The 18,215-nt window shown below is 71.5% G+C and carries 18 protein-coding genes; 11 read left to right on the top strand and 7 right to left on the bottom strand.

Features of this window, described 5'->3' with window-relative positions:
• Nucleotides 1–150 precede the first annotated feature (150 nt).
• The 9 genes from ACIDOCELLA78_RS91380 (at nt 151) to ACIDOCELLA78_RS91420 (ending at nt 9,253) form a co-directional block, all read left to right on the top strand.
• Nucleotides 151–810, top strand: a complete 660-nt coding sequence (locus ACIDOCELLA78_RS91380; RefSeq protein ID WP_201729085.1) for a glutathione S-transferase family protein — start codon at nt 151–153, stop codon at nt 808–810.
• The gene (locus ACIDOCELLA78_RS91385; RefSeq protein ID WP_201729086.1) at nt 807–1,448 is read left to right on the top strand and encodes a uracil-DNA glycosylase family protein; all 642 of its coding nucleotides are present in this window, start codon (nt 807–809) and stop codon (nt 1,446–1,448) included. Before ACIDOCELLA78_RS91380 ends, ACIDOCELLA78_RS91385 begins: the two co-directional genes overlap by 4 nt.
• A complete protein-coding gene (locus ACIDOCELLA78_RS91390) occupies nt 1,445–1,732 on the top strand; it encodes a 4a-hydroxytetrahydrobiopterin dehydratase (protein WP_201729087.1) in 288 nt (95 codons plus the stop codon). The genes ACIDOCELLA78_RS91385 and ACIDOCELLA78_RS91390 overlap by 4 nt, the downstream gene beginning before the upstream one ends.
• 63 nt (nt 1,733–1,795) lie before the next feature.
• Nucleotides 1,796–3,199, top strand: coding sequence for a dipeptidase (locus ACIDOCELLA78_RS91395; protein ID WP_201729088.1), 1,404 nt, complete (start codon nt 1,796–1,798; stop codon nt 3,197–3,199).
• A 4-nt stretch (nt 3,200–3,203) separates the two neighbouring features.
• Nucleotides 3,204–3,803, top strand: a complete 600-nt coding sequence (locus ACIDOCELLA78_RS91400; protein WP_201729089.1) for an ATP-binding cassette domain-containing protein — start codon at nt 3,204–3,206, stop codon at nt 3,801–3,803.
• Nucleotides 3,800–4,591 (top strand): ABC transporter permease, encoded by a 792-nt coding sequence (locus ACIDOCELLA78_RS91405; RefSeq protein ID WP_201729090.1) that lies wholly within the window; start codon nt 3,800–3,802, stop codon nt 4,589–4,591. The genes ACIDOCELLA78_RS91400 and ACIDOCELLA78_RS91405 overlap by 4 nt, the downstream gene beginning before the upstream one ends.
• A 158-nt stretch (nt 4,592–4,749) precedes the next feature.
• The gene (locus ACIDOCELLA78_RS91410; RefSeq protein ID WP_201729091.1) at nt 4,750–6,675 is read left to right on the top strand and encodes a S9 family peptidase; all 1,926 of its coding nucleotides are present in this window, start codon (nt 4,750–4,752) and stop codon (nt 6,673–6,675) included.
• Nucleotides 6,672–7,304 carry a VC0807 family protein gene (locus ACIDOCELLA78_RS91415; protein WP_201729092.1) on the top strand — a complete coding sequence of 211 codons (633 nt, stop codon included), beginning with the start codon at nt 6,672–6,674 and terminating at the stop codon, nt 7,302–7,304. The genes ACIDOCELLA78_RS91410 and ACIDOCELLA78_RS91415 overlap by 4 nt, the downstream gene beginning before the upstream one ends.
• A gap of 95 nt (nt 7,305–7,399) precedes the next feature.
• Nucleotides 7,400–9,253 (top strand): ATP-binding protein, encoded by a 1,854-nt coding sequence (locus tag ACIDOCELLA78_RS91420; protein WP_249676156.1) that lies wholly within the window; start codon nt 7,400–7,402, stop codon nt 9,251–9,253.
• Between the two features lie 21 nt (nt 9,254–9,274).
• Here ACIDOCELLA78_RS91420 and ACIDOCELLA78_RS91425 read toward each other — a convergent pair whose 3' ends face one another.
• The 4 genes from ACIDOCELLA78_RS91425 to ACIDOCELLA78_RS91440 all read right to left on the bottom strand — a co-directional run bounded on the left by ACIDOCELLA78_RS91425 (nt 9,275) and on the right by ACIDOCELLA78_RS91440 (nt 12,323).
• Nucleotides 9,275–10,291 carry a glycosyltransferase family 4 protein gene (locus ACIDOCELLA78_RS91425; RefSeq protein WP_201729094.1) on the bottom strand — a complete coding sequence of 339 codons (1,017 nt, stop codon included), beginning with the start codon at nt 10,289–10,291 and terminating at the stop codon, nt 9,275–9,277.
• Between the two features lie 66 nt (nt 10,292–10,357).
• Nucleotides 10,358–10,765, bottom strand: coding sequence for a hypothetical protein (locus ACIDOCELLA78_RS91430; protein WP_201729095.1), 408 nt, complete (start codon nt 10,763–10,765; stop codon nt 10,358–10,360).
• Nucleotides 10,762–11,172 (bottom strand): rod-binding protein, encoded by a 411-nt coding sequence (locus tag ACIDOCELLA78_RS91435; RefSeq protein WP_201729096.1) that lies wholly within the window; start codon nt 11,170–11,172, stop codon nt 10,762–10,764. The genes ACIDOCELLA78_RS91430 and ACIDOCELLA78_RS91435 overlap by 4 nt, the downstream gene beginning before the upstream one ends.
• Nucleotides 11,169–12,323: a flagellar basal body P-ring protein FlgI gene (locus ACIDOCELLA78_RS91440; RefSeq protein WP_201729097.1), complete on the bottom strand. Its 1,155-nt coding sequence runs from the start codon at nt 12,321–12,323 to the stop codon at nt 11,169–11,171. Before ACIDOCELLA78_RS91440 ends, ACIDOCELLA78_RS91435 begins: the two co-directional genes overlap by 4 nt.
• A gap of 120 nt (nt 12,324–12,443) precedes the next feature.
• Between ACIDOCELLA78_RS91440 and ACIDOCELLA78_RS91445 the strand changes: the two genes are divergently transcribed.
• Entirely contained in the window at nt 12,444–12,839 is a 396-nt protein-coding gene (locus ACIDOCELLA78_RS91445; protein WP_201729098.1) for a flagellar assembly protein FliX, read from the top strand.
• A gap of 121 nt (nt 12,840–12,960) precedes the next feature.
• A complete protein-coding gene (gene dksA, locus ACIDOCELLA78_RS91450) occupies nt 12,961–13,377 on the top strand; it encodes an RNA polymerase-binding protein DksA (RefSeq protein ID WP_201729099.1) in 417 nt (138 codons plus the stop codon).
• A gap of 31 nt (nt 13,378–13,408) precedes the next feature.
• Here dksA and ligA read toward each other — a convergent pair whose 3' ends face one another.
• From ligA to ACIDOCELLA78_RS91465, 3 genes are read right to left on the bottom strand one after another with little or no spacing between them, the layout of a single operon-like run.
• Entirely contained in the window at nt 13,409–15,448 is a 2,040-nt protein-coding gene (gene ligA / locus ACIDOCELLA78_RS91455) for an NAD-dependent DNA ligase LigA (RefSeq protein ID WP_201729100.1), read from the bottom strand.
• Entirely contained in the window at nt 15,445–17,124 is a 1,680-nt protein-coding gene (gene recN, locus ACIDOCELLA78_RS91460) for a DNA repair protein RecN (RefSeq protein ID WP_201729101.1), read from the bottom strand. The genes ligA and recN overlap by 4 nt, the downstream gene beginning before the upstream one ends.
• 18 nt (nt 17,125–17,142) lie before the next feature.
• Nucleotides 17,143–18,051 carry an outer membrane protein assembly factor BamD gene (locus ACIDOCELLA78_RS91465; protein WP_249676160.1) on the bottom strand — a complete coding sequence of 303 codons (909 nt, stop codon included), beginning with the start codon at nt 18,049–18,051 and terminating at the stop codon, nt 17,143–17,145.
• Between the last annotated feature and the right edge of the window lie 164 nt (nt 18,052–18,215).

Here is an 18,215-nt window from a genome sequence, read left to right on the forward strand (position 1 = left end):
CGGCGGATATGGCGGGGCGGCTGCATCCGGGCTAGAGCACTACATCCGATCCGGTTGGATCGGATGTAGTGCTCTATTATATTGATAAATCGAGCATCTTTTTTCGATCAGATGATTCCATCTGATCGGATGATGCTCTAGGCTTCGGCCATGAACGACAGCTCATCCATCCTGTATATCGGCAGCCGCCGCTATTCCTCGTGGTCGCTGCGCGGGTGGCTGGCGGTGCGGCTCGCCGGGCTCGCGGCGGAGGAGCGGGTGATCCCGCTGGCCGGCGGGCATACCCCGGCGGTCAAGGCCGTCTCGCCCTCGGGCATGGTTCCGTTCCTCGAACACGCGGGCGCGCGCGTGTGGGACAGCCTCGCCATCATCGAGTATTGCGCCGAGATCGCGCCGCGGATCTGGCCGGCGGCGCGCATCGCCCGCGCCCATGCCCGCGCCATCGCCGCCGAGATGCATTCCGGGTTCCGCGACCTCCGCCTCGGCATGCCGATGAACTGCACGCGCACGCTGCCGCCCGCCGAGCCGGCGGCGGCGGTGCGCGCCGATCTCGACCGGATCGAGGCGATCTGGGCGGAGACGCGGGCGCGTTTCGGCGCCGGCGGGCCGTTCCTGTTCGGCGCGACGCTGACCGGGGCGGATGCGATGTATGCGCCGGTGGTCTCGCGGCTGCTGACCTACCGGCCGAAGGTCTCGGCGGCGACCGCGGCCTATATCGCCGCAGTGCGGGGGCATGAGCTGGTCGATGCCTGGTATCGCGCCGCCGCCGCCGAGCCGGAGGACTGGAAGATCGCCCGGTTCGAGGCATGATCGCGGCCGCCGGCCCTGGCGTGGCGGAGGGGGGCGGCGCGGCGGGCGAGACGATCGAGGCGGTGGCCGCCGCGGCGCGGGCCTGCACCGTCTGCGCCGCATCGCTGCCGCTCGGCCCGCGCCCGGTGTTCCGCATCTCGGCGACGGCGCGCGTGCTGATCATCGGACAGGCGCCGGGGACGAAGGTTCACGCGAGCGGGATTCCCTGGAACGATCCCTCGGGCGACCGGCTGCGCGACTGGCTCGGCATCGATCGCGCCACATTCTATGACGACAGCCGGATCGCGATCGTGCCGATGGGGCTGTGCTATCCGGGACGGCTGGCGCGCGGCGGCGACGCGCCGCCCCGGCCGGAATGCGGCAGGCTGTGGCAGGGGCGGCTGCGCGCGGCGATGCCGGCGATCCGCCTCACGCTGCTGGTCGGCAGCCACGCGATTCTTTATCATCTCGGCAAGGGATCGATGGAGGCGCGGGTGCGCGGCTTCGCCGCCCACCTGCCCGCGCGGTTTGCGCTGCCGCACCCCTCCTGGCGGACCCGGGCCTGGGCGGCGCGGCGGCCCTGGTTCGAGACCGAGGTGATCCCCGCCCTGCGCGACGCCTTCGCCGCCGCCCTCTCACCGCAAGGAGACCCGACATGATCCCCCGCCTGACCGATGCCGAACGCGCCGCCCTTGTCGACCTGTTGCCGGAATGGGCGCTGGCGAAGGACCGCGACGCGATCGAGCGGCGCTTCGCCTTCGCGAATTTCTCGGAGGCCTTCGCCTTCATGACCCGGGTCGCATTGCTGGCCGAGGCGCATGACCATCACCCGGAATGGTCGAACGTTTACAACCGGGTGTCGATCCTGCTCTCGACCCACGATGCGGGCGGGCTTTCGGCGCGCGATATCCGGCTGGCCGAGGCGATCGACCGGCTGGCCTGACGCCGCCGGCCTTTTCCGGCCCGCCGCCCTCCCCTATCGTTGCGGCGCAACCAGGGGAAAGCGATGAGCAGCAGGATCGACGACGTTCTCGCCCATATCGACAGCCAGCTCGACAGCGCGCGCGGGCGCTGGTTCGAGCTGCTGCGGATTCCCTCGATCAGCGCGCAGGGGCTGACCGAGGCCTCGCCGCATCGGGCGGATTGCCTGCGCGCCGCGACGCACATGCGCGACCTGCTCGGCGGCATGGGATTCGCGGCACGGCTGTCGGAGACCGCGGGTCTGCCCGGCGTGATCGCGACGCATCACCAGGCCGGGCCGGAGGCGCCGACCGTGCTGTATTACGGGCATTACGACGTGCAGCCGGCCGATCCGCTGGAATTGTGGGAGAGCGATCCGTTCGACCCGGTGCTGGCCGATCATCCCGAGGGGCCGCGGGTGATCGCCCGCGGCGCGGTGGACGACAAGGGCCAGGTGATGATGGTGCTGGAGGCGGTGCGCGCCTGGCTCGACGTGACGGGCGGCCTGCCGGTGAACCTCACCGTGCTGCTGGAGGGCGAGGAGGAGTGCGGCAGCCCCTCGCTCGCCGCCATGCTGGAGGCGGAGCGCGACGCGCTGAAGGCCGATTTCGTGCTCGTCGCCGACACCAACATGTGGGACCGGCAGACCCCGGCGATCACCACCAGCCTGCGCGGGCTCGCGGCGGTGGAGGTACGGATCTCGGGGCCGGCGCGCGACCTGCATTCCGGCCTGTTCGGCGGGCCGGCGCTCAACCCGATCCGCGCGCTGACGCGGATTCTGGGCGAGTTGTTCGACGCCGACGGGCGGATCGCGATTCCGGGGTTTTATGACGGGATTCTCGACATTCCGGCGGACGTGCTCGCCTCGTGGCGGGCGAGCGGGTTCGATGCGGCGGCCTGGCTCGGCGGGGTGGGCCTGCACCATGCGAGCGGCGAGCGCGGCTATTCGGCGCTGGAGCAGAACTGGGCGCGGCCGACCGCCGAGATCAACGGGATTTTCGGCGGCTATCAGGGCGAAGGCACCAAGACGGTGATTCCCGCCGAGGCGGGTGCGAAGCTCACATTCCGCCTGGTGCCGGGGCAGGACCCGGCGAGGGTGGTCGAGGGGTTCAGGGACTTCGTCAACGCGCGGCTGCTGCCCGACGCGACGGCGCGTTTCGAGGTGCATGGCGCCTCGGCCGGGCTGGTCGTGCCGGTCGATCTGCCCTTCGTGCGCGCGGCGCGGGCGGCGCTGGAACAGGAATTCGGCCGCGCGCCGGTGCTGGCCGGCTGCGGCGCGTCGATCCCGGTGGTCGAGGCGTTCGAGCGGCAGCTCGGGCTGAAGACGCTGCTGGTCGGCTTCGGGCTGGACGATGACCGTATCCACAGCCCGAACGAGAAATTCGAGATGCGGTGCTTTCATCGCGGCATGCGCGCCGAGGCGCGGATGCTCGCCGCCTTCGCCGGCTGACGCGGTGACGGGATTTCTCGTGGCATCCGGGTTGCGCGGCGCGGCGGGCGGGCCGTTCGACCTCGCCCTCGGGCGCGGCGCGGCGGTGGCGATCACCGGGCCGTCCGGTGCGGGCAAGTCGGTGCTGCTGCGGATGATCGCGGATCTCGACCCGCATGAGGGAGAGGTGACGCTGGGCGGGGCGGATCGCGCGGCGATGCCGGCACCGTCCTGGCGGCGGCGCGTCGCCTATCTGCCGGCCGAGCCGGGCTGGTGGCACGAAAGGGCGGCCGCGCATTTCCCCGACCGCGCGGCGGCCGAGGCGATGATGCCCTCGCTCGCCCTGGCACCGGCGCTGCTCGACCAGACGATCCACCGGCTGTCGACCGGCGAGCGGATGCGCCTCGCGCTGATCCGCACCATCCTGCCGCGGCCGGATGTGCTGCTGCTCGACGAGCCAACCGGCGCGCTCGATCCGAAGGCGACCGCGCTGGTCGAAGCGCTGCTGGCGCTGCGGCTCGCCGCCGGCACCGCGATCGTGATGGTGACGCATGACGAGGCGCAGGCGCAGCGACTCGGCGCGCAGCGGATGCATCTCGAAGCCGGGCGGCTGAACCTCGCATGACCCCGATCGACCTGACCCCGGCGGATCTGCTGATCGCCGCCTCGCTCGTGCTGGTGGACGCGCTGGCCTCGGTGCTGCTCGGCCTCCGGCTGCACCGGCAATTGCTGGTCGCGGCGGCGCGCTGCGCGGTGCAGCTGCTGCTGATCGGGTTTCTGCTCCGCTTCGTGTTCGCCGCCGAGGCGCCGCTGCTCACGCTCGGCATCATCCTGCTGATGGTCGCGATCGCGGGGCGCGAGGTCGCGGCACGGCCGGAGCGGCGGCTCGCGCGCCATGGCAACCAGATCGCCGGGCTCTCGGCGGTGGCGCTGGCCACCTTCATCACCGCGATTTTCGCGCTGGCCACCGCGATCCGCCCGGAACCGTGGTATGCCGCGCGCTATGCGATTCCGCTCGCCGGGATCATGCTCGGCAACGCGCTCAACGCCGCCTCGCTCTCGCTCGACGCGCTGCTCTCGGCGGTGACGCGCGAACGCGCCGCGATCGAGGCGCAGCTCGCCCTCGGGACGAGTTTCCGCGACGCGATGCGCCCGCTGCTCCGCGAGGCGGTGCGCCGGGGGATGCTGCCGATCGTCAACACCATGTCCGCCGCCGGGCTGGTGACGCTGCCCGGCATCATGACCGGGCAGATCCTGGCCGGGCTGTCGCCGGTTGCGGCGGTGAAATACCAGATCATGCTGATGTTCCTGCTCGCCGGGGCGACCGGCATCGCCGCCGTGGGGGCGGCCTATTTCGCGGCGCGACGGCTGACCGACGGGCGCGAGCGGCTGCGGCTCGACCGGCTGCACTGAAACGGGGCGCGGCGGTTTCGCCGCACTGACGGGGCGCGGCGGTTTCGCCGCACTGACGGGGCGCGGCGGTTTCGCCGCACTGACGGGGCGCGGCGGTTTCGCCGCACTGACGGGGCGCGGCGGTTTCGCCGCGACGCGATCTCCGATAGGAAGTCCGCATGGACCGCACGACAGACACCACCGCCCTGCCCCTCATTCCGCGCGCCGCCCTGTTCGGCAATCCGCGCCGGGCGGGGGCGCAGATCAGCCCCGATGGCGGCGCGATCGCCTTTCTCGCGCCGCGCGACGGGGTGATGAACCTGTTCGTCGCCCCGCGCGGGCGGATCGACGCGGCGCGGCCGCTGACCGACGAGCGGCGGCGCGGCATTCCGGGCTACGCCTGGGCGCATGACGGGCGGCATCTGCTCGTGGTCAAGGACAATGACGGGGATGAGAATTTCCATCTCCACGCCGTCGACCGCGAGACCGGCGCGATGCGCGACCTGACGCCGCACGGCCCGATCCAGGCGGGTATCGTCAAGCTCTCCCGCCGCCATCCCGGCGAGGCGGTGGTCAGCCACAACGCGCGCGATCCGCAATGGCCGGATCTCTACCGGATCGAGATCGCGACCGGGCGGGCGACGATGATCGCGGAGAATCCCGGCCTCGCCGGCTTCGATGTGGACGAGGATTTCACCCTGCGCCTCGCCGCGCGGCTGGAGGGCGATGGCAGCCAGACGGTGCTGCGCCCGGATGGCGCCGGCGGCTGGGCGCCGTTCATGCGCTTCGCGCCGGAAGACGCGATGACCTCGGGCGTGCTCGGCCTGTTCACCGCCGATGGGCGGACGACGCTGATGCTGAGCAGCGCCGGGCGCGATACCGCAGCACTCTTCCGCCTCGACCTCGAGACCGGCGCGGCCACGCTGCTCGCCGAGGATGCGCGGGCGGATATCGGCGAAATCATCGTCCGGCCGCACGAGAACACGCCGCTCGCCTATGGGGTGAATTACGAGCGCAACCGCTACGTGGCGCTCGACCCCGCGATCCAGCCGGATCTCGACGCGCTGGATGCTGCCGGGATCGGCGATTGGGGCATCCAGTCGCGCAGCGAGGACGACCGGTTCTGGATCGTCGGCGCCGCCTCGGACACGGCGCCCGGCGTCGCCTGGCTGTATGACCGCGAGAACCGCCAGCTCGAAAAACTCTACGACACGCGGCCCGACCTCGCCGCCGCCCCGCTCGCGCCGATGCGCCCGGTGGTGATCGCCGCACGGGACGGTCTGTCCCTCGTCTCCTACCTCACCGTGCCGCCGGATGCGGGCGCGGCGCCGCGCCCGCTGGTGCTGCTGGTGCATGGCGGGCCGTGGGCGCGGGATTCCTTCGGGTTCAACCCGTATCACCAGTGGCTGGCCAATCGGGGCTATGCCGTGCTCTCGGTCAATTTCCGGGCCTCGACCGGGTTCGGCAAGGCGTTCCTCACGGCCGGCGACCGCGAATGGGGCCGGGCGATGGATGACGACCTGCTGGACGCGGTGGACTGGGCGATCGGCCAGGGCATCGCCGATCCGGACCGGATCGCGATCATGGGCGGCTCCTATGGCGGCTATGCGACGCTCGCCGCGATGACCCGGCACCCCGAGCGCTATGCCTGCGGGGTGGATATTGTCGGCCCGTCCAATCTCGAAACCCTGCTCGCCACCATTCCGCCCTATTGGGAGGCGGGGCGCAGCATCTTCACCCGCGCGCTCGGCGACCCGGCAACGCCGGAGGGGGCGGCGCTGCTGCGCGAGCGCTCGCCGGTTCACCTTGCCGCGCACCTCGCCCGGCCGCTGCTGATCGGCCAGGGGGCGAACGACCCGCGGGTGAACCAGGCGGAATCCGACCAGATGGTGGCGGCGCTGAAGGAAAAGGGCATTCCCGTCACCTACGTCCTGTTCCCCGACGAGGGGCACGGCTTCGCGCGGCCGGAGAACAGCATCGCCTTCAACGCGATCACCGAGCATTTCCTCGCGACCCATCTCGGCGGCCGGGCGGAGGCGCTGGCGGCGGACGAGATCGGCCGCTCGACGGCTCAGCTCCTCGAAGGCGCGGACATCCTGCGATGACGGGCATCGTCACCCGCAAGCGCGTCATGATGGCGCTGGAGATTCTGTTCAATTTCCTGCTGCCCTGGACGGTCTATCACTTCAGCAAGCTGCATATCGGCGAGATTCACGCCATCATGGCCTCGGCCGCGCCGCCGATCGTGTGGAGTCTCGTGGAATTCGCCCGCCACCGGCGGGTGGACGCGATTTCGGTGATGGTGCTGGGCGGCATCGCGCTGTCGCTGCTCGGCTTCGCGCTCGGCGGCTCGCCCAAGCTGCTGCTGATGCGGGAATCGCTGATCACCGGGCTGATCGGCCTCGTGTTCATCGGCTCGGCGCTGATCCGCCGGCCGCTGATCTATGTGCTCGCCAGCGCCAGCCTGAAGCGGCAATCGGCCGAGGACAGCGCGGAATTCGAGGCGCATCGCGACCAGCCGGGATTCCGGCGGGTGATGAGCGTGATGACGATCGTCTGGGGCGTCGGGCTGGTGGCGGAGACGGCGGTGCGCAGCGTTCTGGTGTTTTCGCTGCCGGTCGGGCAGTTTCTCATCGTCGGGCCGGTCGTCGGCTATGCGACGATCGGGCTGCTGATGCTGTGGACGTTCCTTTATGGCCGCGCCGCCGAAAAAGCCGGGCTGATCGGCGAGTAAGGCGGCGGGCGGGGCGGGACCGGCGGCAGGGATTCGGTATTTATTAAAATTTATCTAATTAATTTGTAATATTTCAAATTTGTCTCATATACTGGGTGTCACGGACGGGTGCCTGGCGCATCGCGACCGCGCTTGAGACCCGGCCGGACCGCGAACGCCGCGGCTGGACGGCAATTCCGATGACGGCAGGCCTGCGGCGGGATTGGCCCGCATCGCAGGATGGAGGCGAGCAGGACATGACGGCCGGTTCCATTCCGCTGACCCTGACGCGCGCGCGGCAGCCGGCGACAGCCGCGCCGACGCCGCTGCGCGCGCTGATCGAGGCGTTCGACTGGGAGACAACGGCGCTCGGGCCGATCGGGTCGTGGCCGGCGATCCGCCGCCGCCGGATCGAGCTGATCTGCGCCTCGGATACCGCCATCGCCACCATGTGGGGGCGCGAGGGCGTGCTGATCTATAACGACGCCTGCGCCGCGCTGCTGGGGCGGTGGCATCCGCGCAGCCTCGGGCGGACGGCGCGCGAGGCGCCGGGCGGTGTGCGGCGGCTGGTTCGCGACATTCTCGGCCGCACCCTTGCGGGCGACTGCGTGATCCTGTCGGATCACTGCCTCGTCGCCGACCGGGACGGCACGCCGGAGCGGATCTGGCTGAGCCTGTCCTCGGTGCCGATCATCGATGGCGCCGGGCGGATCGACGGCGCGCATGTCGTGCTGCGCGACACCACGGCGCAGATGCGCGGGCGCGAGGCGGTGGAGGCGGAGCTGCGGCAGGCGCACAAGATGGACGCCATCGGCCAGATGACCGGCGGGATCTCGCACGATTTCAACAATATCCTGACCGGAATCCTCGGCAATCTCGACATGCTCGCGGCACGGCTCGAACAGGGCGAGACCGAGGCCGCGCGGTCGTATCTCGAAGGCGCGCGCAGCGCCGCATCCCGCGCCGCCGGGCTCACCCAGCGCCTGCTCGCGTTCGCGCGCCGGCAGACGCTGGCGCCGGACGTGATCGATATCGGCGCGCTGATCGAGGACATGCGCGAGCTGATCGACCGCATGGCCGGCCCGGCGATCGCGGTGCGGACATCGTGCCCGCCGGATATCCGGCCCGGCTTCTGCGACCGCAACCAGCTGGAGAACGCGCTGCTCAACCTCGCGATCAACGCGCGCGACGCCATGCCGGAGGGCGGGGTGCTGACGCTGGACGCGGCGAACGCGGCGCTGGGCCCGCCGCCGCGCGGCCAGAGCCGGAAGGCCGGGGCGTATGTGCGGATCGGCATCGCCGATACCGGCTGCGGGATGACGGAGACGGTGCTGGCACAGGCTTTCGAACCCTTCTTCACCACCAAGCCCGCCGGCCAGGGCACCGGGCTCGGCCTGTCGATGGTCTATGGCTTCGTCCAGCAATCGGGCGGGCATGTCGAGATCGCCAGCCGGATCGGCGAGGGCACAAGGGTCAGCCTGTTCATCCCCTGCCCTGCCCCGGACGCCTCGGCGGCGGCGACGACAGGAGAGGCGGCGGCGGCGGGCGATTCGGCGCCGCACGCGGCATGGCTGCCGGCGGGGCGCGATGTCGTGCTGATCGTCGATGACGAGGATGCGCTGCGGACGCTGCTGGCCGACATGCTGGGCGAGCAGGGATTCGCCGTGCGGCAGGCGGCGGACGCCGAATCCGGCCTCGACTGGCTGCGCGCGGATGCGGCGATCGGGCTGCTGATCGCCGATATCGGCCTGCCCGGCGCGATGAACGGGCTCGCCCTCGCCGCCCGCGCGCGGCAGATGCGGCCGGACCTGCCGGTTCTGTTCGTCACCGGCCTCGCCGGGGCGACGGGGCACAAGGCGGGGGGGCGGACGGCGACGCTGCGCAAGCCCTTCACCTTCGACTGCCTGCGCCGGCAGCTCTTCCACCTGCTGCACGGCGATGCCGACCGGATGGACCGGCGGGCGGAGTGAAGCCTCGGGGGGCTGCGCCGGTCAGGACGTTGCGAGGTGCCGCAGCGCCCGGGCCTGCTCGGGCCAGTTCGGCAGGCCGCGCGCGTGTTGCCAGGCGATGGCTCCCATCTGCGCGCGCAAAGCGGGGCTGAAGACGAGCCGGCGCATCGCCTTGCCGAGCTGGGCCACGTCATCCACCGGGGCGACGATTCCGGCACCGGTCGGCACCAGTTCGCCGGCCGCGCCACCCTCGGTGATGGCGACCGGCAGACCCCGCGCCATCGCCTCGGCGATCGCCATGCCGAACCCCTCGAACCTTGTGGCGAGGGCGAAGAGATCGGCTTCGGCCCAGGCGGCCTCGAGCGCGCTGCCGGCGAGCGGCCCGCGCCGCTCCACCTGGCTGGCGACGCCAAGCTCGGCGGCAAGCCGGTCGAGCCCCTCGGCATAGGCCGGGTCGCGCATTTCGCCGGCGATCACCAGCCGCCAGTCGAGATCGTGCAGCGAGGCGAGCGCGCGGATCAGGACGTCATGCCCCTTGCGATAGGTCAGCGTGCCGAGGGAGAGCACGGTGCACGGGCTGCCATCGGGCAGGACCGGGTTGAGCGTGCGGCATTCGTAGCGGTCGGTTCCCGGGACGAGAACGCTGATCCGGTCGCTCAGCACGCCGAATTCGGCGGACAGGCGCCCGGCGATCGGCGCGCTCGCGGCGATGACCCGGGCGAAGCCGGGCAGCGCCTCCCGCTCCAGCGCCTTGAAGGCCTGCCGCAGCTCTTCTGGCGTGCCGGGCTCGAGCGAGGTCGGGTGATGGATGAGGGCGAAGGCGCCGCGCGCCTGCAGCGCCGGGATCGCGGCGCGGGCATGGGCGAAGGCCGCGCCCTCCAGCAGGATCGGGCCATCCGGCCGCAGACGATCGGCGAAATCGGCGCCGACCGGTTGATCGAGCGCGAAGATCTCGGCGCCGCCGCCCGCCTCGCGCCAGGCGGCGAGCAGGCGGCGATGGTAGAACGAGGCCCCGGTCACCGAGTCGAACGGGGCTTCCGTGATCAGGATCAGCTTCATGCCCGGGCCATGCCACAGCCGGCCCGATCTGGCCAGAGATACGCGTTGGGAGGAGACGCGGCTGGATCAGGCGCGCAGGCTGAAGGCGACCGGCGCAACCGGGCGGCCGGCGGCGTCCTGCGCGTAGGATTGCAGCGGCTCGACCGCGGCGCGGCTGGTGTCGAGCGCCTGCATGATCGTGCGGATCACGCGCTGCTGGGTCTCGATCGCACCGCGCAGAAGCGCGCCGTTGGCGCTGATCGCCGTGTCAAGGCGACGCTGCGCCGCCTCGGCCTGCCGGCGCTCGCGCGGCGGCAGCGCCGCGCCGGTTTCGAAGGCGGCCTCGAAATCGGCGATGGCGCCGCGCTTCGCCGCTTCCAGAGTGGCGCTGGAGGCGAAATCCTGCAGGGAGAGGAGGCGGTTTTCCTCTTCGAGGACGGCGGCGAGGGCGTTGGCGGCGGCGATGGGGCCGCGAGCCGAGGCTTCGGTGTTCATGAGCCGGTTCCTGGGGATGGGGATGGAGATGGGGATGGACTCGGGACGGAGGCGGAGGCGGCGGGCTGGGGTTTGGTGCTGTCGCGCTCGGCGAGGAGCGCCTTTTCGATCATCGGCGCGAGGCCGAGTCCGCCGCGCGCCTCGATCGATTTCGCGACCGCGTCGATGAAGAAGGGACGGAACGATTTCTCGACCGCGCCGCCGCTGAACGGCGCCGCTGCGGAGCCGGCGGAGGCGAACATCGGCTTGAGCAGCTGGGCGATCGCCATCGCCTCGAATTTGTGGGCGGCGTGGACGATGGCCTGATCGCTCATCGGCGCGGTGCCGCGGGCGGGCGGGGTCGCGACGGGCCGGGTGAGCGGATCGAGCGCGGCGCCGGCGGGGCCTGCGAGCGGGGTCAGGGTCATTGCACGACCAGCCGCGCCTGCAGGGCGCCGGCCGCCTTGATCGCCTGGAGGATGCTGATCATGTCGTGCGGCGCGACGCCGAGCGCGTTCAGGCTGGAGACCAGCTGTTGCAGGCTGATATTGCCCTGGACGATATCCATTCTCTTGCCCTTGCCCTTCTTGACGGAAATCGAGGTCTGCGCGGTCGAGACCGTGTTGCCGCCGGCCAGCGGGTTGGGCTGGCTGACCACCGGGGTGTTCTTCACGGTCACGGTGATGTTGCCCTCGTCGATCGCGACGGTGCTGATGCGCACATTCGCGCCCATCACGATCGTGCCCGTCGCCTCGTCGACCACGACGACCGCGGGCGTGGAGGGCTGGACGCGCAGATCCTCGATATCGGCGAGATTCTGCACGACGTTGCGGCCCTCGAGATCGAGGGTGATGGTGCGCGGATCATCGACCGTGGCGATGCCGGGGCCGAGACGCTCGTTGATGACGCGGGCGATGCGCATCGCGGTGGTGAAATCGGGGTTGCGCAGTTCGAGCTTGGGCTGTTTCTGCGAGGCCAGCTTGAAATTGACCGAACGCTCGACGATGGCGCCGTTGGTGATCCGGCCGACGGTGGGCACGCCCTGGGTGAAGGAGGCATTCGCCCCCGCCGCCTGGATCGCGCCGGTGACCAGCGAGCCCTGGGCCACGGCATAGACCCGGCCATCGGCGCCGAGCAGCGGGGTGACGAGCAGCGTGCCGCCGGTCAGGTCGGTCGCGTCGCCCATCGCCGAGACGGTGACGTCGATCGTCTCGCCGCTATGGACGAAGGCGGGCAGGTTCGCCGTGACCATGACGGCGGCGATGTCCTTGGTTTGCAGGTTCGCCGCCTGGCTCTGGGTGTTGACGCCGAGGCGTTCGAGCATGCCGATCAGCGACTGGCGGGTGAAGACCGAGTTGTTGAGCGAATCGCCGGTGCCCTTGAGCCCGACGACCAGGCCGTAGCCGACGAGCTGGTTGTTGCGGACCCCCTGGATGTCGGTGATGTCCTTGATCCGCACCTCGGCGAAGGCCGGGCGCGCGCAGGCGAACAGCAGATAGCACGCTGCCCAGAGCAGCAGCATCGCGGCGCGCCAGCGATGCCGGCCGCAGCAACAGATATCAAGGAAATTTCGGGTCATCGGGCGCGATCATTTTGGTCACGCGGTGGAGTTTCGCAGGAAAAGGTTAATACTTTGCAGCTAAGAGACGGTCTGGCCGGATGAAAGCTGCGCGCCGGCATGGGGCGCGAGGAGGCGGGAATGACACGGATTGCAGGACTGGGCGGGCCGGGCGGCATCGGCGGCACCGCGCGCGGCGGCAAGGCGAGGCCGGCCGGCGAGAGCTTCAGCCTCGCCGCCCCGGCGCAGCAGGAAACCCCCGCGCTCGCGCCGGTCAGCGTCGCCGCGCTGATCGGGCTGCAGGACGAGAGCGGCGAGGCCCGCCGGCAGGGCGCGGCGCGGCGCGGCGGCGAACGCGCGCTCGGCGCGCTGGCCGCGCTGCAACGGGCAGTGCTGGGCGGCACCGCGCCCGATCTCGACGCGCTGGCGCGGAGCGCGGCGGAGATCGAGCTTCCGGCCGACCCGGCGCTGCGCGCCATCGTCGGCGCGATCCGCCTGCGCGCGCGGGTCGAACTCGCCCGCCACGGAAGGTTGTGACTATAAGGTGAATTGCAGCCTCTCCGCCCTTGGCGGCGGCGGGCGGCACGGGTATAAGCCGCCAACCTGTGGCCTCACCCATACCGACCCCGGGGCCCGTGCGTTGGAGGAACTGACATTCATGTTAATTACTCTTGCACCGGACTACATCCCGAGCGACGATGAAGAGTTCATGAACCCGACCCAGGTCGAGTTCTTCCGGCAGAGGCTGCTCCGCTGGCGGCACGACCTGCTGATGGAGGCGAACGGGACCCTCGCCAGCCTGTCCGAAGGCGGCATCCTGGAGCCCGACATCACCGATCGCGCGAGCGTGGAGACCGACCGGGCGCTGGAACTGCGCACCCGCGACCGCGCCCGCAAGCTGATCGGCAAGATCGACCAGGCGCTGGCGCGGATCGAGGCCGGCACCTACGGCTATTGCGAGGAAACCGGCGAGCCGATCGGGCTGAAGCGGCTGATGGCGCGGCCGATCGCGACATTGTCGATCGAGGCGCAGGAACGCCACGAGCGGCAGGAACGCATCCAGCGGGACGACTGAGGGGGCTTTTCAATCATCCGCGGCCGGCGGGTCAGAGGCCCGCGAGGTCGCGGAATTCAGCCTCGCTCAGAATGGTGACGCCGAGGCTCGCGGCCTTTGCCGCCTTCGAGCCGGCTTCCGCACCCACCACCACGAAATCGGTCTTTTTCGAGACCGATTCGGTGACTTTCGCGCCCAGCGCCTCCGCCCGGGCCTTCGCCTCCGGGCGGGTCAGCGTTTCCAGCGTGCCGGTGAAGACGATCGTCTTGCCGGCGAACGCGCCGCCTTCCGCCGCAACCTCGTCCTCGATGGTCAGCATCGGCACCAGCCGGTCGAGCAGGTCGCGGTTGTGCGGCTCGGCGAAGAAGCCGGCGAGTTCCTCGGCGATCGACGGGCCGATGCCGGAAATCGAGCCGAGTTCCAGCCGCGCATCCGAGCCGATCACGCCGGCCTGCTCCATCTGCTGGCGCCAGGTGGCATAGGAAGAATAGTGGCGGGCCAGCAGCTTCGCGTTCTGCTCGCCGATCCGCCGTATGCCGAGGGCGAAGATGAAGCGGGCGAGCGGCACCCGCCGGCGCGCCTCGATCGCGGCGACGAGCTTGCGCGCCGAAACCTCGCCCCAGCCCTCCAGCGCCGCGATCGCGGCCTCGCGGTCGCGCAGGGAGAAAATGTCCGCCGGGCTCAGAAGCCAGCCCAGGGCGTGGAACTGCTCGACCGTCCGCTCCCCCATCCCCTCGATGTCGAAGGCGGCGCGGGCGCAGAAATGGATCAGCCGCTCGACGACCTGGGCCGGGCAGCTCAGCCCGCCGGTGCAGCGGCGCACCACCTCGCCGGCCGGGCGGATCGCCAGCGCGCCGCAGGCCGGGCAGTGATCGGGGAAGACGAAGGGGGCCGAATCGGCCGGCCGGCGCTCGGGCAGGGCGCGGAGGATCTGCGGGATCACGTCGCCGGCGCGCTGGAGTTCGACCGTGTCGCCGATTCGCACGTCCTTGCGGGCGATCTCGTCCTCGTTGTGCAGGGTCGCGTGGCTGACCAGCACGCCGCCGACATTGACCGGGTCGAGCCGGGCGCGGGGGGTGAGCGCGCCGGTGCGGCCGACCTGGATGTCGATCGCGCGCAGCGTGGTGAGCGCCCGCTCGGCGGGGAATTTCCACGCCACCGCCCAGCGCGGGGCGCGGCCGGCGAAGCCGAGACGCTCCTGCAACGCGAGGTCGTCGATCTTGTAGACGACGCCGTCGATATCGTAGTCGAGCCCGGCGCGGCGTTCGGCCACCGCGCGCTGGAAGGCTTCCGCGCCCGCCTCGCTCACCCGCTCGGCCAGCGGATTCACCGGGAAGCCCCAGCGCCGCAGCGTCGCCAGATAGTCCCAATGGGTCTCGCCCACCGCAGCGCTTGCGGCACCCCGCGCATAGGCGAACAGCGAGAGCCGGCGGGCGGCGGTGATCGCAGGGTCGAGCTGGCGGAGGCTGCCGGCGGCGGCGTTGCGCGGGTTGGCGAACTGGCGGGACTGGCCCTGGTTGAGGGCGACGAAATCGGCCTTGGTCATGTAGACCTCGCCGCGGATCTCGATGAAGTCGGGCGCGTCCTCCGGCAGGGTCGCGGGCAGTTCGCGCAGGGTGCGGAGGTTTTCGGTGACGTCCTCGCCCTCGGCGCCGTCGCCGCGCGTCGCGCCGCGGGCGAAGCGGCGGTTCTCGTAGGTCAGCGAGATCGACAGGCCGTCGATCTTGGGTTCGGCGACGAAGGCCAGCGGCGCCGCGCCGAGGCCGAGAAAGCGGCGGATGCTGGCGCAGAACTCGGCGAAATCGGCCGGCTCGAACACGTTGTCGAGCGAGAGCATGGGCAGGCGGTGGCGCAGCTTGCCGAAGGCGCCGGCGGGGGCGGCGCCGACCTGGTCGAGCGTCGCGGCGAGTTCGGGATGGCGGGCGCGCAGCGACTCGGCCTCGCGCCGCAGGGCGTCGTAGGCGGCGTCGTCCATGATCGGCGCATCGTCGCGGTGATAGGCGGCATCCGCCGCGGCGAGGCGGGCGAGCAGCTCGGCGAGGCGGGCCCTGGGATCGGCCGCGGCGGCGGGGGCGGGCGGGCGGGCGCTCACGAGCGGCCCAGCAGGCTGCGCGCGGCGTCGCGCGCGGCGTCGGTAATCGTTTCTCCGGCAAGCATGCGGGCGATTTCCTCCTGCCGGGCGGCGGCGTCAAGCCGGCTGATGAGCGTCATCGCGCGGTCGCGCCCGCTGGCCTTGCTGACCTGGAAATGCGAATCGGCGCGGGCGGCGACCTGGGGCGAATGGGTGACGACGAGAACCTGGGTCTCGCGCGCGATGCGGGCGAGGCGCTCGCCCACCGCCGCGGCGGTGGCGCCGCCGATGCCGCTGTCCACCTCGTCGAAGATCAGGGCTGCGACGGGGGATTCGCCGGCCAGCACCACGTTCAGCGCCAGCAGCAGGCGTGACAGCTCGCCGCCGGAGGCGACCTTGTCGAGCGGGCCGGGCGCGCTGCCGGGGTTGGTGGCGACGAGGAAGCGCACCGAATCGGCGCCGTTCGCGTTCCACTGCGCCTCCGGCAGGTCGGCGCGGGCGACGAGGAAGCGGGCGCGGTCGAGCCGGAGCGGGGGAAGCTCGGCGGCGATGGCGGCGGCGAGGCGCTCGGCCGCCGCCTGCCGCGCGGCACTCAGCGCCGCGGCCGCCGCGCCATAGGCGGCGCGGGCGGCGCGGCTCGCCGCCTCGGCGCGGGAGAGCGCCTCGGTGCCGGCGTCGAGCGTGGCGAGGCGGGCGCGGAACTGTTCGAGCAGGGCGGGCAGCTCGATGACGGGAACCGCGTGCTTGCGCGCCATGCCGCGCAGGGCGAACAGCCGCTCCTCGATCGCCTCGAGCCCGCGCGGGTCGGCCTCGGCCTCGGAAACCGCGCGGGAGAGCAGGGTTTCGGCCTCGGCCAGGGCTTCCTCGGCGCGCTCGATCGCGGCGAGTGCGGGGCCGATGGACGCGCCCTGCTCGGCCTCGGCGATGCGGGCGAGCGCGCGGGCGGCCGCGCGCAGCGTCGCCGCCGGGCCGGCGGAGCGGCGCTCGCGCGGGGCCAGCTCGGCGAGCGCGCCGCCGATCGCCTCGGCGCGGCGCTCCGCCCCCTGCAGGCGCTGGCGGGCGGCGGCCAGTTCCTCCTCCTCGCCGGCGCGCGGCGCGAGGGTCGCCAGCTCGTCGACCGCGTGGCGGAGGAAATCCTCGTCGCGCCTCGCGGAGTCGAGCGCCGCCTCGGCCGCGGCGCGCGCCGCCTCGGCCGCGCGCCAGGTGGCGAAGGCGGCGGCCACCTCGTCGCGCAGCGCGGGCGCGACGCCGAAACGGTCGAGCATGTCGCGCTGGGTGGCGGGGTCGGTCAGGCCGAACTGGGCGTGCTGGCCCTGGATCTCGATCAGCAGATCGGCCACCCGGCGCAGCAGGGCGACGCTCACCGGCTGGTCGTTGACCAGGGCTCGCGACTTGCCACCGCGCGAGAGGATGCGACGGAGCAGGATTTCATCGCCGGGTTCGATCCCCTGCTCGGCCAGCAGCGCCATTGCCGGGTGCGTGGCGGGAATCGCGAAGGAGGCGGTGACGACCGCCTGGGCGGCGCCGGAGCGCACCAGCGCGGCATCGGCGCGGTCGCCCAGGGCGAGGCCGAGCGAATCGAGCAGGATGGACTTGCCGGCGCCGGTTTCGCCGGTGAAGACGGTCAGGCCCGGGGCGAAGCCGATATCCAGCCGGTCGATCAGGACGACATCGCGGATGGACAGCGCCGTGAGCATGGCTCCGCGCCCCCCGGGTCAGAGCAGGCCGAAGAGGAACCCGCCCGTGGCCTTCGGCTTTGCCGCGCCCGCCAGCAGCCCGTGGCGGCGCAGCGTGTCATAGGCGTGCAAATACCAGCGCGAGCCGGGATAGTTGTGGCCGAGCACGGCGGCATTGCGCCGCGCCTCCTTGACCAGGCCGAGATCAAGATAGCATTCCACCAGCCGGTCGAGCGCCTCGGGGGCGAAGGTCGTGGTCTGGTATTGCTGGACCACCACCTGATAGCGGCTGATCGCCGCGGCGTAGAGATTCTGCCGCTGGTAGAAGCGGCCGATTTCCATCTGGTGGCCGGCGAGGCGGTTCTCGACCAGGCGGAGCTTGATCCGGGCGTCGCGGGCATAGGCGCTGTCGGGGAAGCGGGAGACCACGTCCTGCAAGGCCTGGGCGGCTTCGAGGGTGAAGGTCTGGTCGCGCTGGACGTCCTCGATCTGCTCGTAGAAGCAGAGCGCCTTCAGGTAGTAGGCATAGGCCGCCTCGGGGCTTGCCGGGTGCAGCTCGATGAAGCGGTTCAGCGCGCTGACCGCGGAGTCGAAATTCTGCCGTCGGTATTGCGCGTAGCCCTGGAGCAGCTCGGCATGGCTCGCCCAGGTCGAATAGGGGTAGTTTACCTCGATCTCGCCGAAGAGCTGGGCGGCCTTCTTGTTCTCGCCCTTGTGCAGCTGGGCGATGCCCTCGGCATAGAGCGCGTCGGCCGGTTGCAGCGGCTTGGCGGCGTGCTTGTGCGCGGCGGCGCCGGTCTTGGCGCTGCCGCCGAACAGGCCGCAGCCGCCGAGGGCGAGCGGCGAGAGCAGGAGCAGGGCCGGCAGCGCGCGCGGGCGGCGCCGGCGCGTGCGCGGCTGCGAGGGGGAGAAGCGGGCCGGCCGAGCCGGAGTCTGCGAATGCGTCATCGGGCCGGGCTTATAGCATGTGATTCGGCGCCGCGAAGCCTCTGGCCGGCGCGGGTGCCGCGAAAGGTTCGGGAAAGCTTGCAAAACCGGGTGAAAAAGCCTATTCCCGCGGCAACCGCGGACATGGTGTCCACGGCTTGTCGCCAGACCGTTGCCGGGACGAC

It is taken from the genome of Acidocella sp. C78, from assembly GCF_907164655.1.

Bases quoted from the DNA above. Each gene is read 5' to 3' on its own strand.
- ACIDOCELLA78_RS91405 (WP_201729090.1), top strand. From the start codon at position 3,800: ATGACCCCGATCGACCTGACCCCGGCGGATCTGCTGATCGCCGCCTCG.
- ACIDOCELLA78_RS91430 (WP_201729095.1), bottom strand. From the start codon at position 10,765: ATGAACACCGAAGCCTCGGCTCGCGGCCCCATCGCCGCCGCCAACGCC.
- ACIDOCELLA78_RS91435 (WP_201729096.1), bottom strand. From the start codon at position 11,172: ATGACCCTGACCCCGCTCGCAGGCCCCGCCGGCGCCGCGCTCGATCCG.
- recN (WP_201729101.1), bottom strand. From the start codon at position 17,124: ATGCTCACGGCGCTGTCCATCCGCGATGTCGTCCTGATCGACCGGCTG.
- dksA (WP_201729099.1), top strand. From the start codon at position 12,961: ATGTTAATTACTCTTGCACCGGACTACATCCCGAGCGACGATGAAGAG.
- ACIDOCELLA78_RS91410 (WP_201729091.1), top strand. From the start codon at position 4,750: ATGGACCGCACGACAGACACCACCGCCCTGCCCCTCATTCCGCGCGCC.
- ACIDOCELLA78_RS91425 (WP_201729094.1), bottom strand. From the start codon at position 10,291: ATGAAGCTGATCCTGATCACGGAAGCCCCGTTCGACTCGGTGACCGGG.
- ACIDOCELLA78_RS91380 (WP_201729085.1), top strand. From the start codon at position 151: ATGAACGACAGCTCATCCATCCTGTATATCGGCAGCCGCCGCTATTCC.
- ACIDOCELLA78_RS91390 (WP_201729087.1), top strand. From the start codon at position 1,445: ATGATCCCCCGCCTGACCGATGCCGAACGCGCCGCCCTTGTCGACCTG.
- ACIDOCELLA78_RS91440 (WP_201729097.1), bottom strand. From the start codon at position 12,323: ATGACCCGAAATTTCCTTGATATCTGTTGCTGCGGCCGGCATCGCTGG.
- ACIDOCELLA78_RS91465 (WP_249676160.1), bottom strand. From the start codon at position 18,051: ATGACGCATTCGCAGACTCCGGCTCGGCCGGCCCGCTTCTCCCCCTCG.
- ACIDOCELLA78_RS91415 (WP_201729092.1), top strand. From the start codon at position 6,672: ATGACGGGCATCGTCACCCGCAAGCGCGTCATGATGGCGCTGGAGATT.
- ACIDOCELLA78_RS91445 (WP_201729098.1), top strand. From the start codon at position 12,444: ATGACACGGATTGCAGGACTGGGCGGGCCGGGCGGCATCGGCGGCACC.
- ACIDOCELLA78_RS91395 (WP_201729088.1), top strand. From the start codon at position 1,796: ATGAGCAGCAGGATCGACGACGTTCTCGCCCATATCGACAGCCAGCTC.
- ACIDOCELLA78_RS91385 (WP_201729086.1), top strand. From the start codon at position 807: ATGATCGCGGCCGCCGGCCCTGGCGTGGCGGAGGGGGGCGGCGCGGCG.